The sequence below is a fragment of the Enterobacter sp. UCD-UG_FMILLET genome (assembly GCF_000762975.1).
Classification (GTDB): domain Bacteria; phylum Pseudomonadota; class Gammaproteobacteria; order Enterobacterales; family Enterobacteriaceae; genus Enterobacter; species Enterobacter dykesii.
In genome coordinates this window covers 26,011-38,602 of record NZ_JRJC01000028.1, presented here as the reverse complement: position 1 = coordinate 38,602, position 12,592 = coordinate 26,011, and the positions used below count along the sequence as shown (strand labels likewise).

Annotated in this window: 11 protein-coding genes and 3 tRNA genes; 3 read left to right on the top strand and 11 right to left on the bottom strand. The window is 55.8% G+C overall.

Annotated features, from left to right (window positions below; genetic code table 11):
• Window positions 1-18: 18 nt before the first annotated feature.
• From hflX to nnr, 7 genes are all read right to left on the bottom strand, one after another.
• Window positions 19-1,299, bottom strand: coding sequence for a ribosome rescue GTPase HflX (hflX, locus tag LA04_RS13705; protein WP_023310136.1), 1,281 nt, complete (start codon window positions 1,297-1,299; stop codon window positions 19-21).
• A gap of 74 nt (window positions 1,300-1,373) precedes the next feature.
• Window positions 1,374-1,685 carry an RNA chaperone Hfq gene (gene hfq / locus LA04_RS13700; protein ID WP_008502919.1) on the bottom strand — a complete coding sequence of 104 codons (312 nt, stop codon included), beginning with the start codon at window positions 1,683-1,685 and terminating at the stop codon, window positions 1,374-1,376.
• Between the two features lie 85 nt (window positions 1,686-1,770).
• Entirely contained in the window at window positions 1,771-2,721 is a 951-nt protein-coding gene (gene miaA, locus LA04_RS13695; RefSeq protein WP_032662417.1) for a tRNA (adenosine(37)-N6)-dimethylallyltransferase MiaA, read from the bottom strand.
• Window positions 2,714-4,558 carry a DNA mismatch repair endonuclease MutL gene (gene mutL / locus LA04_RS13690; RefSeq protein ID WP_047652018.1) on the bottom strand — a complete coding sequence of 615 codons (1,845 nt, stop codon included), beginning with the start codon at window positions 4,556-4,558 and terminating at the stop codon, window positions 2,714-2,716. The genes miaA and mutL overlap by 8 nt, the downstream gene beginning before the upstream one ends.
• 9 nt (window positions 4,559-4,567) lie before the next feature.
• On the bottom strand, window positions 4,568-5,908 hold the full coding sequence (gene amiB, locus LA04_RS13685; RefSeq protein ID WP_047652016.1) for an N-acetylmuramoyl-L-alanine amidase AmiB: 1,341 nt from the start codon (window positions 5,906-5,908) through the stop codon (window positions 4,568-4,570).
• 16 nt (window positions 5,909-5,924) lie between these two features.
• Window positions 5,925-6,386, bottom strand: coding sequence for a tRNA (adenosine(37)-N6)-threonylcarbamoyltransferase complex ATPase subunit type 1 TsaE (gene tsaE / locus LA04_RS13680; RefSeq protein WP_013095283.1), 462 nt, complete (start codon window positions 6,384-6,386; stop codon window positions 5,925-5,927).
• On the bottom strand, window positions 6,379-7,902 hold the full coding sequence (gene nnr / locus LA04_RS13675; protein ID WP_047652015.1) for a bifunctional ADP-dependent NAD(P)H-hydrate dehydratase/NAD(P)H-hydrate epimerase: 1,524 nt from the start codon (window positions 7,900-7,902) through the stop codon (window positions 6,379-6,381). The genes tsaE and nnr overlap by 8 nt, the downstream gene beginning before the upstream one ends.
• Here nnr and queG point away from each other — a divergent pair.
• Window positions 7,901-9,040 (top strand): tRNA epoxyqueuosine(34) reductase QueG, encoded by a 1,140-nt coding sequence (gene queG, locus LA04_RS13670; protein WP_047652013.1) that lies wholly within the window; start codon window positions 7,901-7,903, stop codon window positions 9,038-9,040. The two genes, nnr and queG, sit on opposite strands and share 2 nt — an antisense overlap.
• Window positions 9,041-9,310: 270 nt before the next feature.
• On the opposite strand, the gene LA04_RS13665 is transcribed toward queG, so the two are convergent.
• The 4 genes from LA04_RS13665 to orn form a co-directional block, all read right to left on the bottom strand.
• Window positions 9,311-9,386 (bottom strand) — tRNA-Gly (locus LA04_RS13665).
• A gap of 36 nt (window positions 9,387-9,422) precedes the next feature.
• Window positions 9,423-9,498: transfer RNA gene (locus LA04_RS13660), tRNA-Gly, on the bottom strand.
• Window positions 9,499-9,534: 36 nt separating this feature from the next.
• Window positions 9,535-9,610 (bottom strand) — tRNA-Gly (locus LA04_RS13655).
• A gap of 196 nt (window positions 9,611-9,806) precedes the next feature.
• Window positions 9,807-10,352 (bottom strand): oligoribonuclease, encoded by a 546-nt coding sequence (orn, locus tag LA04_RS13650; RefSeq protein WP_023310130.1) that lies wholly within the window; start codon window positions 10,350-10,352, stop codon window positions 9,807-9,809.
• Between the two features lie 107 nt (window positions 10,353-10,459).
• Between orn and rsgA the strand changes: the two genes are divergently transcribed.
• Window positions 10,460-11,512, top strand: coding sequence for a small ribosomal subunit biogenesis GTPase RsgA (rsgA, locus tag LA04_RS13645; RefSeq protein ID WP_023334242.1), 1,053 nt, complete (start codon window positions 10,460-10,462; stop codon window positions 11,510-11,512).
• A 97-nt stretch (window positions 11,513-11,609) separates the two neighbouring features.
• Window positions 11,610-12,578: an archaetidylserine decarboxylase gene (asd, locus tag LA04_RS13640; RefSeq protein WP_029739893.1), complete on the top strand. Its 969-nt coding sequence runs from the start codon at window positions 11,610-11,612 to the stop codon at window positions 12,576-12,578.
• Window positions 12,579-12,592 lie beyond the last annotated feature (14 nt).

The following is a 12,592-nucleotide window of genomic DNA, read 5'->3' as shown; positions in this document are numbered from 1 at the left end:
CAGGCATCCCCTTTCTGATCAGACGATATAGTCGACCAGCGCAGGTTCTTGTTTACAGAGGCGACGCCAGTCAACGATCGGCATACGCACCTGCATCCCCACGCTGCCGTCATCCTCCATCCACTCTTTTTCTATCGCCTGAAGCTGATAAAACCGGCTGCGCAGCCTGCCTTCCTGTGGCGGCAGTCGCAGCGTGTGCTGAGCTACCTCACCGGAAAGACGTTCTGTCAAAGCCTGGAAAAGCAGTGGCACACCAATACCGGTCTGGGCAGAAAGCCAGACCCGAATCGGTTTGTTTTCTTCATCTCTGTCGATACGCGGTTCGAAATCGTCCAGCATATCGATCTTATTCATGACCAACAGCGTGGGGATCTCGTGGGCATCGATCTCTTCGAGCACCACGTTCACCGCGTCGATGTTCTCCTGCACGCGCACGTCTGCCGCATCAATCACGTGCAGCAGCAGAGTCGCCTGTCGCGTCTCCTGCAGGGTGGCTTTAAACGCCGCCACCAGGTCATGCGGCAGGTGGCGGATAAACCCTACGGTATCCGCCAGCACCGTTTCACCGACGTCTGCAACGTCAATACGGCGCAGCGTAGGGTCCAGGGTCGCAAACAGCTGGTCTGCGGCATACACCTGGGCCTCGGTTATCTGGTTAAACAGGGTGGATTTACCGGCGTTGGTATAGCCCACCAGCGACACCGTCGGGATATCGGCTTTGGTTCGCGCCCGACGCCCCTGTTCGCGCTGTTTCTCTACACGTTCCAGACGTGAAAGGATCTGGGTAATTCGGCCACGCAGCAAACGACGGTCGGTTTCGAGCTGGGTTTCACCCGGGCCGCGCAAACCAATCCCGCCTTTTTGTCTTTCAAGGTGTGTCCAGCCACGCACCAGACGCGTTGCCAGATGGCGCAGCTGCGCCAGCTCAACCTGCAGTTTCCCTTCGTGGGTACGTGCGCGCTGAGCAAAAATATCTAAAATCAAACCCGTGCGATCGATAACACGGCATTCGCAAAGGGCTTCCAGGTTGCGCTCCTGGGCTGGAGACAGCGCATGATCAAATAACACGACTGACGCGCCGGTTGCTTTTACGGCATCCGCAATTTCGACTGCTTTACCTTCACCAACAAAATACTTTGGGTGCGGCGCTTTACGGCTACCGGTAATCACCTGCATTGCTTCGACACCGGCGGAAGAGACCAGAGATTCAAACTCCTGGAGGTCTTCCATATCTTTGTCTTGCGAAAAATAGATGTGTACCAGCACCGCCTGCTCACCGGCATCATAACGGTCAAACAAGCGTAAACCTCTCTAAAAAGATCAGCGGGGAACGCAGGATCCCTGGCTCCCCGTGTGGATAACAGTGCGAAACCTTATTCGGTCTCGTCGCTGTCCTGCGCCGGCGTTGAAGAACCCTGCGCGTTGCTGCCATGATGGTAGTTACTACCTGTGCCGCCGCCAGCGTTATTGCTGTGATGAGATACCGGACGGGACGGAACAACAGTAGAAATAGCGTGCTTGTAGACCATCTGACTGACCGTGTTTTTCAACAGAATCACAAACTGATCGAAAGACTCAATCTGACCTTGCAGCTTAATACCATTCACCAAATAAATAGAAACTGGAACACGTTCCCGACGCAATGCGTTCAGGAACGGATCTTGTAAAGATTGCCCCTTAGCCATTCTATCTTTTCCTTATATGCTTGTTTTGTACTTAGAACCTTGCGATTCTGAAAAATTGCGCACGATACGTCTCAATTGTACACATTCAGTGAGCGATATCACCAACAACCTCAATCACTTCGTTTAACGCCTGTTGCGGTTTTTCACTGTCTAACCAGTGAACACCCTCCCAACCGCGCAACCAGGTGATCTGGCGCTTCGCTAACTGTCTCGTGGCGCAAACACCTCTATAAACCATTTCATCGTATGAAATCTCACCTTCAAGATACGACCACATCTGGCGGTATCCCACACAACGAATGGAAGGCATGTCCGTATGCAAATCTCCACGGGCAAATAGCGCCCGCACTTCTGCTTCAAAATCTGAAGCTAACATCTGATGAAAACGCTGCTCAATTCGCTGATGGAGCAGTTCACGGCTCGCCGGGGCGATGGCGAACTGATGCACCTGATACGGCAGAGCGTCTCCTGACGTTTGCGTCAGTTCCGTTAAAGTTTTACCCGAAATGAAAAAAACTTCCAGTGCCCGGGAAAGCCTTTGCGGATCATTTGGATGGATCCGTGCTGCAGCAACCGGGTCAATCTCCGCCAGTTGCTGATGCAAAACGTCCCAACCCTGCTCTGCCGCCTGCTGCTCAATTTTCGCTCTTACTTCCGGATCCGCGGATGGCAGAGGTGACAACCCCTCCAGCAACGCCTTGAAATAGAGCATGGTTCCGCCAACCAACAGCGGTATACGTCCCGCCGCCGTTATCTCGGCCATCTCGGCTAAGGCATCCCGGCGGAAATCCGCTGCGGAGTACGCCTGAGCCGGGTCGAGAATATCCAGCAAACGGTGCGGTGCCGCACGCAACTCTTCTGCGTCAGGCTTCGCCGTGCCGATGTCCATCCCCCGGTAGATGAGGGCGGAGTCGACGCTAATCAACTCTACAGGCAAAACTTTACGCAACTCAATGGCTAGCGCCGTTTTGCCGGAGGCCGTTGGGCCCATTAAAAAAATTGCCTTAGGCAGGCTCGCCTTACTTGCGTCAATCATGTTTCAGGGCGTTCATCGCCGTTTGTAAATCAACAGGTTGTAATAACCCACCCGGCGGCGTTTTCACCAGATGCGGACAGAGGCGTTCCACCTCCGCCAGCACGCTAATGGCCTGCGCCATACTCCACGGCGCGTGTTCGCTTGCCAGATGGCGGGCGATCCACTGCGCGGTGTTGGCGGCATCAAACGATGTTTGCTGCGCCAGGTAGCCTATCAGTTCAGGAATCAAGTTTTGTAAATTTTGTTGGCGTAAGGGTAAAGGCACTGCACGAATTGTCACATGTTGTGGTTCGAGCACAGTTTCAATACCCATTTGCGCCAGCTGCGGCTCTGCGCGCTGTAATACCCTCGTTTCTTCAGAGGATATTTTCAGGCGAACCGGAATTAAGAGCGGCTGCGCGCAGGCTGCATTTTCGCCTGGCGTGAGTTGCACCTGCTTGAGCCAGCGTTCGGCGACCGGCAGGGCCAGAAGCATCAGTTTGCCGTCACGTTCAAGCAGTGCCATATCGGGCGCGATAATCGTCAGCACCCGGCCAAAACTTTGGCTATGCCCGTCCAGAGAAGGCTGAGCGGGCGGAATCTGCTCTTTACGCTCCACGGCTGGCGTTTCCAGCAGCTTGCGGTACAACGCGCCCTGCTGCTTCTGATAGCCCGGCTGGGCGTTCGGGTAGTTCGCGCCCGTTGGACGCGGTGCGCTCCCGGCCTGGGAGAAACGCGGAGCTTCCGGTTCACGCGCGACGGCAGGCTCAGCAAAATGGTTGCGGCCCGCCGCCACACGGTTTTCCGGCAGCGGACGCGGTGCAGGGGCGTCGTTTTCCAGCGGCAGCGTTGGCGCTGCCTGCTGCTGCAACACAGTGACCACGCCCTGATAAATAAAGTCGTGAACCAGACGCGACTGGTGGAACCGCACCTCATGTTTGGCAGGATGAACGTTCACATCCACCTGATGGGGGTCGATCTCCAGATAAAGGACGAAAGCTGGCTGCTGATCGGCCCCGAGTTTGTCTTCGCAGGCCTGGCGAATCGCGTGATTGATGAGACGATCGCGCATCATGCGCCCGTTCACGTAGCAATACTGAATTTCAGAGAACGCAGCACTGCTCGCGTTTGGATCGGCAACCCAGCCGCGTAAAGCGAGATCGCCGTGCTGCCACTCAATGGCCAGAGCCTGTTCCAGGAACGGCGTCCCGCAGATCGCCCCCAAACGACGCTCTTTCTGTCCGCCTTCCGCCACCGCGCGGTACTGGCGCATCACCTTACCGTTATGGCTGAGATTAATGGTGACATCGAAACGGGCCAGCGCAATACGGCGGATAATCTCATCGATATGGCCGAACTCGGTCTTCTCGGTACGCATAAACTTGCGTCGCGCGGGGGTGTTGTAGAATAGATCCAGGACTTCCAGCGTCGTACCGACAGGGTGCGCCGCGGGTTTGACCGTCACATCCATATCGCGCCCTTCGGCGTAAGCCTGCCAGGCTTCCTGCTGTTCAGCGGTACGAGAGGTCAGCGTTAAGCGCGAAACGGAGCTGATACTGGCCAGCGCTTCGCCGCGAAAACCGAGGCTAATAATCGCTTCCAGATCGTCCAGAGAGGCGATTTTACTGGTGGCGTGACGAGCCAGCGCCAGCGCCAGCTCCTCTTTTTTAATGCCACAGCCGTTGTCGCGAATACGGATAAGCTTCGCACCACCGCGTTCGATATCAATATCGATGCGGGTGGCGCCCGCATCAAGGCTGTTTTCCACCAGCTCCTTCACCACCGACGCAGGGCGTTCCACCACCTCACCGGCGGCGATTTGGTTCGCGAGCTGCGGCGGTAGAACCTGAATCGGCATGAATGCTCCTTAGTTGGTCGCGGTCATCTCACCCGGCAGCGCTGCGCTGGCCGTCTGTGCTGAGCCGCTCTGCGGCGCAGACTGCAGAGGATGCGCCTCAAAATAGTTGCGTAAACCCTTATAAATCGCTTCGGCAATTTGCTGCTGATAGCTATCGCTTCCCAACAGACGCTCTTCACCGTTGTTGCTGATGAAGCCCGTCTCCACAAGGATGGACGGGATATCTGGCGAGCGCAGAACGCCGAGGCTGGCATGTTCCGGACGACGCTTATGCAGCACGCCAACGCTTTGCAGCTGGTTCAATACGTTAGTGGCGACATCATACCCGACGCGCTGAGAATGACCGAACTGTAAATCCAGCACCGCCTGGCTGAGGTACGGATCGGACTGGCTGTTCGCCAGCACGTCGCCCGCGCCGCCTAACAGTTCAGACTGCTTCTCGTGCTCTTCCAGCCAGTTGGCCATTTCGCTGTTGGCGCGACGGTTCGACAGCACCCAAACCGAGGCGCCGGTGGCGCTACGATTCGGTGCGGCGTCTGCATGAATGGAGACCAGGAAGTTCGCGTTTTGCTTACGCGCCACGTCCGAGCGCCCCATTACGGAGATAAAGTAATCCCCGTCGCGGGTCAACACGCCTTTAAACATCGGGTCGTCATTGAGTAGCGAACGCAGCTTACGCGCGATAGCGATAGTCACGTTTTTCTCTCGCGTGCCGCCAGGACCAATCGCCCCGGGATCTTCCCCACCGTGGCCCGCATCAATGGCGATAATCACTTTGTCACCGCTGACCGTCGCGCGTCGCGCGCTGGCTGCCGGACGTGTCACCGTATTGCTGCTGGTTGCCGCAGTAATGCGATCGTTCTGCGATTTAAACGGATTACGCGCTGGTTCAGAAGGACGCGGCGTATATACCGGTTCTTCCACGCGCTTCGCTACGACCGGCGGCGGTGGAGGCGGAGGCGGCGCGTCGGCATTGATGGTAAACACCACCGTATAGTTCGCTCCGTTTTGCTGCTTCACCGCCTTCGTTTTGCCCTTTTCAGTCAAATCGACCACCAGACGTAACGACTGGCTATCCTGCGGCGTTCCCGAACGGATACTTTTCACCAGATTGTTACCGCTGAACCGCAGCGGCAGCCCCTGGATCACGCCTGTTTGTTTGATATCCAGCGCCACGCTGTGGCTGTCTGGCTGTGAAAACGCATATTCAGGATCGCCCATAAAGCTGAACGTGATCCGGGCCTGGCTTTCGCCGTTTGATACCTGAATATCTGAGAGGTTTGCCGCCCCGGCCTGCGCGCACAGCAGCACGGTGGCAGCCAACAACCAACCTTTAACGCGATTTATCATCCCGTCATCCCTACGCTTAACCGGCCAGTCGCGCCAGTAAGGAACTGCCTGATGAGGAAACAGCACTGATGCGTGCCTCACGCCCTTGTGCCTGGTAATCTAAGTGAATTTCGACATCCGGGTCAGGCAGCACACCCGCACCTTGTTGCGGCCACTCCACCAGGCAAATGGCGTCGTTGGCAAAATAATCACGGATCCCCATAAATTCCAGCTCCTCAGGATCCGCAAGGCGGTATAAATCGAAGTGGTACACCATGAGATTTTCAAGGGTGTACGGTTCAACCAGCGTGTAGGTTGGGCTTTTCACATTCCCGTTATGCCCTAACGCCTGCAAAAAACCCCGGCTGAAGGTGGTTTTACCCGCACCTAAATCACCATACAGATAAATGACGGTTGCCCCCTGACAGGCCTGCGCCACGCGCTTGCCGAGTTCTAAAGTGGCTTGTTCATCAGGTAAAGGAATCGCTCGATTAGTCATTTTCTACGTCAATCACATCCGGGTTAACAACACGCCGCAGCGTGCAAAAAAGATCGGTGGCCAGCATGCCGCGTGTACCGTAACGCGCGGCCAGTTTATCCGCCGCGACACCGTGGGCAACGCAGCCCGCGCAGGCTGCATCATAAAGGGGAAGTTTCTGTCCAAGCAATGCGCCAATGATGCCGGAAAGCACATCGCCCATGCCGCCGCTCGCCATACCCGCATTTCCGGCATCAATAATGCCCTGCGTCTCGTCACTGGCGATAACGGTTCCTGCCCCTTTCAAAACAGCAACACCTCCGTAACGTTTTACCAGACGCTGAGCAGAAAGTAAGCGATCGCTTTCAATTTCTGCCACGCTGCAGTTAAGCAGGCGCGCGGCTTCGCCGGGGTGTGGCGTCAGAATGCGATTGTGACGCTTATCCGGGTTTATTGCCAGAAGGTTAAGCGCGTCGGCATCCCACAGCATCGGTTTACGAAAATTCTCGACCTTTTGCAGGGCCTGTTTACCCCATACCTGCTGCCCAAGACCCGGGCCAATCACCACCACATCCGCCCATTCAAGGCTCTCTTCAAGCGCCTGGGGCGTTAGCTCGTGCACCATCAGCTCCGGTCGGGCTGTAACGATCGGCGCAATATTCTCGATGCGAGTGAGTACTCGCACTAATCCGGCACCGCAGCGCAGAGCCGCTTCGCCGGTCATGCGAATCGCACCTGCTGTACCATGATCGCCGCCAATAATCACCAGCCTGCCGTGATCGCCCTTATGGGACGTCGGCCGGCGCGGCGGGAGCCACGCCGCAAGCTGCGACGCATCAAAACGCGCGAGGTGCGTTTCCTGCCCGGCCAGCCAGCTCTCCAGCCCCAGTGCATGGTGGTGCAACATGCCGACCACATCCCGCGCTTTACCGGTCAGTAGCCCCGGCTTGAGGGCGATGAAGGTCACCGTATGTGCAGCCTGAATGACCGCCCCCGGCGTCGCGCCGGTTTGTGCGATTAGGCCTGAGGGAATATCCAGGGCGACTACCGGCGCGGAATGTCTGTTAGCGTGTTCAATCAGCGCGGCAATGTTCTCACGAGGCGCACTGCGTAGCCCGGTAGCCAGCAGACCATCAACAATCAGATCCACCTCTTCCGGCCAGACGATATCAGGCGCATGAATCACACCGCCTGCGTTAAGCCACGCCTCCCGCGCCGCGCTGGCCTCTTCCGGCAGCGGTTTATCACTCTCCAGGGCCAGCAACGTCACGCGGATACCTGCCGCAACCGCAAGACGGGCGACGACGTAGCCGTCGCCGCCGTTATTGCCGTGACCGCACAGAACCAGCCAGTGGGCGGCCTGAGGGTACGCGCTGCGGGCAACGTTAAACGCCGCCTCACCTGCGCGCAGCATCAGTTCATAAAGGGTAATCCCGAGGCTGTCTGCGGCCTCTTTTTCGGCGCGCCGGAGGTCATCCGCATGCCAGATGGAGTGTGGTATACTTGCGGGGTTTTTATTCACCGTATGGTCCGTCATGTCACAGCCCCTCGATCTCTATGAATTAGCGCAAAAAATAAAACAGTGGGGTGCTGAGCTTGGCTTCCAGAAGGTGGGCATTACCGATACCGACCTTTCCGCCAGCGAGCCGAAACTGCAGGCCTGGCTGGATAAACAATACCACGGCGAAATGGAATGGATGGCGCGTCATGGCATGATGCGCGCCCGTCCTCACGAGCTTTTGCCGGGCACATTACGCGTCATCAGCGTGCGCATGAACTATCTGCCCGCCAACGCGGCCTTTGCGCGCACGCTAAAAAATCCCTCTTTGGGTTACGTCAGCCGGTACGCCCTGGGACGTGATTACCATAAGCTCTTGCGTAACCGTTTAAAAAAACTCGGGGAAACTATTCAGCAGCACTGTGTTTCGCTGAATTTTAGACCCTTTGTCGATTCTGCGCCTATTCTTGAGCGCCCGATCGCCGAAAAAGCCGGGCTTGGCTGGACAGGTAAGCACTCACTTATCCTTAGCCGCGACGCCGGATCGTTCTTCTTTCTGGGTGAACTGCTGATTGATTTACCGCTGCCGGTAGACGGCCCGGTAGAGGAAGGCTGCGGACGCTGCGTGGCCTGCATGACCATCTGCCCGACGGGTGCCATCGTCGAGCCTTACACCGTGGATGCGCGCCGCTGCATCTCCTACCTCACTATCGAACTGGAAGGCGCCATTCCAGAGGAATTTCGACCGCTTATCGGCAACCGCATCTACGGCTGCGACGACTGCCAGCTGATCTGCCCGTGGAACCGCTATTCGCAGCTCACGGAGGAAGATGACTTCAGCCCGCGTAAGGCGCTGCATGCGCCGCAGCTCATTGATTTATTTGCCTGGACTGAAGCCTGGTTCCTGAAAGTGACGGAAGGTTCGGCCATTCGCCGTATCGGTCATCTGCGTTGGCTGCGTAATGTCGCCGTCGCGCTGGGCAATGCCCCGTGGGATGAAGCGAATATCCGGGCGCTTGAAAGCCGTAGAGGTGAGCACCCACTTCTTGATGAACATATAGAATGGGCGATTGCGCAGCAAATAGAGAAGCGTAATGCCTGCGCGATCGAGGTGCAGCTACCGAAGAAACAGCGTCTGGTGAGGGTGGTTGAAAAAGGGCTTCCGCGGGATGCCTGAACTATTCACAGCCTGTGAATAAAATTACAAACTCAAGCGCCATCTGGTCTGGAGAAGAGGTCAAGTGATCTCAATAACATTTTGAAATGAAAATTTATTCAATAAATACAGAGCGTTATAAAGATATTATTCACCCTGCTAAGCTTTAACCCTGTTTCGGTTAAGCGCAGTTTCTGTGGATAACTCTGTTCACAAGAGTATTTCAGAGACAATAGAAAACGTCCCCAACGATGCTTTTCGCTGTGGATATTTTAGAGATTAAGAAGAATTTGGAGCGGGAAACGAGACTCGAACTCGCGACCCCGACCTTGGCAAGGTCGTGCTCTACCAACTGAGCTATTCCCGCTTGGGTGGTCCGTGCTTTGGAAGCACTTTCAAATTTTGGAGCGGGAAACGAGACTCGAACTCGCGACCCCGACCTTGGCAAGGTCGTGCTCTACCAACTGAGCTATTCCCGCTTGGGTGGTCCGTGCTTTAGAAGCACTTTCAAATTTTGGAGCGGGAAACGAGACTCGAACTCGCGACCCCGACCTTGGCAAGGTCGTGCTCTACCAACTGAGCTATTCCCGCAAATCTGCACTGCTTTTGTTGCTGTCGTAACGTGTAATTCTCTGTCGTTACGGGAGGCGCATTATACGAGAAATCCTTTTAGCTGCAACCCCCCTTAAAGCGATTTTTTCGAAATTAAGTTCAAATGCTTATTTAATCGGCAAGCTGAACAATTTAACGACAAAAACCCGGCCACGCAAGGCGCCGGATCGCAAAATCACAGCTTGATAAAGTTTTCGCGGTAGTAGGAAAGCTCCGCCACGGACTCACGGATATCGTCCATCGCCTGGTGGGTCCCCTGCTTTTTGAAGCCGTCGAGGATTTCAGGCTTCCAGCGACGCGCCAGCTCTTTCAGGGTGCTGACATCCAGATAGCGGTAGTGGAAATATGACTCCAGCTCCGGCATGTACTTAAACAGGAAACGCCGATCCTGGCCGATACTATTCCCACAGATAGGCGATTTGCCTGCCGGAACCCACTGTTTCAGGAACTCAAGCGTCGCCAGCTCCGCCTCGCGATCGCCGAATGTGCTCGCCTTCACGCGCTCCACCAGGCCACTGCCGGTGTGGGTGCGCACGTTCCATTCATCCATCAAAGCCAGCTGGTCGTCGGACTGATGCACCGCAATCGTTGGCCCTTCAGCCAGGATATTCAGGTTAGCGTCCGTCACCAGCGTTGCAATTTCAATGATGCGATCGCGCTCGGGATCAAGCCCGGTCATTTCGAGATCGATCCAAATCAGGTTGTTTTCATCCGCGCTCATGTTATTTTCCACCCTTCTCGCATAACCGGCAGTAGCAGGTTAACTAGTATTAATTAGAGTGTATCATAGAGGTTTTGCCCCTTACGGGCGACCAGGAGCCAGCGCGATTGAGTAAAAATAAACTCTCCAAAGGGCAGCAGCGCCGCGTAAACGCCAACCACCAGCGCCGTCTTAAAACCACTTCGGAGAAGCCGGATTATGACGACAACCTGTTTGGTGAAGCGACAGAAGGCGTAGTCATCAGCCGTTTCGGTATGCATGCCGATGTCGAATCCGCCGACGGTGATATTCACCGTTGCAATATCCGTCGCACTATCCGTTCACTGGTAACCGGCGATCGCGTCGTCTGGCGTCCGGGTAAAGAGGCGGCGGAAGGCGTTACGGTAAAAGGTATCGTTGAAGCGGTCCATGAGCGCACGTCCGTGTTAACCCGTCCTGATTTCTACGACGGGGTCAAACCTATTGCCGCCAATATTAACCAGATCGTCATTGTTTCGGCGATTTTACCTGAGCTTTCGCTCAACATTATCGACCGATACCTCGTCGCCTGCGAAACGCTGCAGGTTGAACCGATTATCGTGTTGAATAAAATCGATCTGCTGGATGACGACGGCATGGCCTTCGTGAATGAGCAGATGGATATCTACCGCAAGATTGGTTACCGCGTGCTGATGGTCTCCAGCCACACCAAAGATGGCCTTAAACCGCTGGAAGAGGCGCTGACCGACCGCATCAGCATCTTTGCGGGCCAGTCCGGCGTAGGTAAATCGAGCCTGCTGAACAACCTGCTTGGCCTCCAGCAAGAGATTCTGACTAACGATGTGTCCAACGTCTCGGGTCTGGGCCAGCACACCACTACCGCCTCGCGTCTGTATCATTTCCCGCACGGCGGCGACGTGATCGACTCCCCGGGGGTGCGTGAGTTCGGTTTGTGGCACCTTGAGCCGGAACAAATCTTTAACGGATTTGTCGAATTCCATGATTATTTAGGCGCCTGTAAATACCGCGACTGTAAGCACGATAACGACCCTGGCTGCGCTATTCGTGAAGCGGTTGAGAAAGGCGAGATCGCGGAAACCCGCTTCGAGAATTACCACCGCATTCTTGAGAGCATGGAAGACGTAAAAACGCGTAAAAACTTTTCTGATTCTGATAACTGACAACTAAGCTAAGCATCGCTAAAATCGTCCCCTTTTTTCAGGTTCCGGCGGCTTAACGCCGGATCAGGAACGACAAAACAATGGCCTGGAGGCTACCTTGTTAAACGCATTTAAACTTTCGCTTCAATACATTCTGCCAAAACTGTGGCTCACTCGCCTGGCGGGCTGGGGCGCAAGCAAACGCGCGGGCTGGCTGACCAAACTGGTCATCGACCTTTTCGTAAAATATTACAAGGTCGATATGAAAGAGGCGCAAAAGCCGGATACCGCCAGCTACCGCACCTTCAACGAGTTCTTCGTGCGCCCGCTGCGTGACGAAGTGCGCCCGCTGAACACCGACCCTAACGTCCTGGTGATGCCGGCAGACGGCGTGATCAGCCAGTTGGGTAACATCGAAGACGACAAAATCCTGCAGGCGAAGGGCCATAACTACAGTCTGGAAGCGCTGCTGGCGGGTAACTACCTGATGGCGGATCTGTTCCGTAACGGTACGTTTGCCACCACCTATCTTTCACCGCGCGACTACCATCGCGTGCATATGCCGTGTAACGGTATCCTGCGCGAAATGATTTACGTCCCGGGCGACCTGTTCTCCGTAAACCACCTGACCGCGCAGAACGTGCCGAACCTGTTTGCCCGTAACGAGCGCGTCATCTGTCTGTTCGATACTGAATTTGGCCCTATGGCGCAGATTCTGGTGGGTGCGACCATCGTAGGCAGCATCGAAACCGTCTGGGCGGGCACCATCACTCCACCGCGCGAAGGCGTGATCAAACGCTGGACCTGGCCTGCCGGTGAAGCGGAAGGCTCGGTGGCCCTGCTGAAAGGTCAGGAGATGGGTCGCTTCAAGCTGGGCTCTACCGTAATCAACCTGTTTGCGCCGGGCAAAGTGAAGCTGGCTGAACAGCTCGAAAGCCTGTCGGTCACCAAACTGGGCCAGCCGCTGGCGGTCTCTACCGAAACCTTCGTGACGCCGGATGCAGAACCAGCGCCGCTGTCGCAGGAAGAGATCAACGCCGAGCACGACGCCAGCCCGCTGGTTGACGACAAAAAAGACGAAGGCTAATAACAGAAGGATCG

Bases quoted from the DNA above. Each gene is read 5' to 3' on its own strand.
- hfq (WP_008502919.1), bottom strand. From the start codon at position 1,685: ATGGCTAAGGGGCAATCTTTACAAGATCCGTTCCTGAACGCATTGCGT.
- miaA (WP_032662417.1), bottom strand. From the start codon at position 2,721: ATGATTGACGCAAGTAAGGCGAGCCTGCCTAAGGCAATTTTTTTAATG.
- mutL (WP_047652018.1), bottom strand. From the start codon at position 4,558: ATGCCGATTCAGGTTCTACCGCCGCAGCTCGCGAACCAAATCGCCGCC.
- amiB (WP_047652016.1), bottom strand. From the start codon at position 5,908: ATGATAAATCGCGTTAAAGGTTGGTTGTTGGCTGCCACCGTGCTGCTG.
- tsaE (WP_013095283.1), bottom strand. From the start codon at position 6,386: ATGACTAATCGAGCGATTCCTTTACCTGATGAACAAGCCACTTTAGAA.
- queG (WP_047652013.1), top strand. From the start codon at position 7,901: ATGTCACAGCCCCTCGATCTCTATGAATTAGCGCAAAAAATAAAACAG.
- nnr (WP_047652015.1), bottom strand. From the start codon at position 7,902: ATGACGGACCATACGGTGAATAAAAACCCCGCAAGTATACCACACTCC.
- orn (WP_023310130.1), bottom strand. From the start codon at position 10,352: ATGAGCGCGGATGAAAACAACCTGATTTGGATCGATCTCGAAATGACC.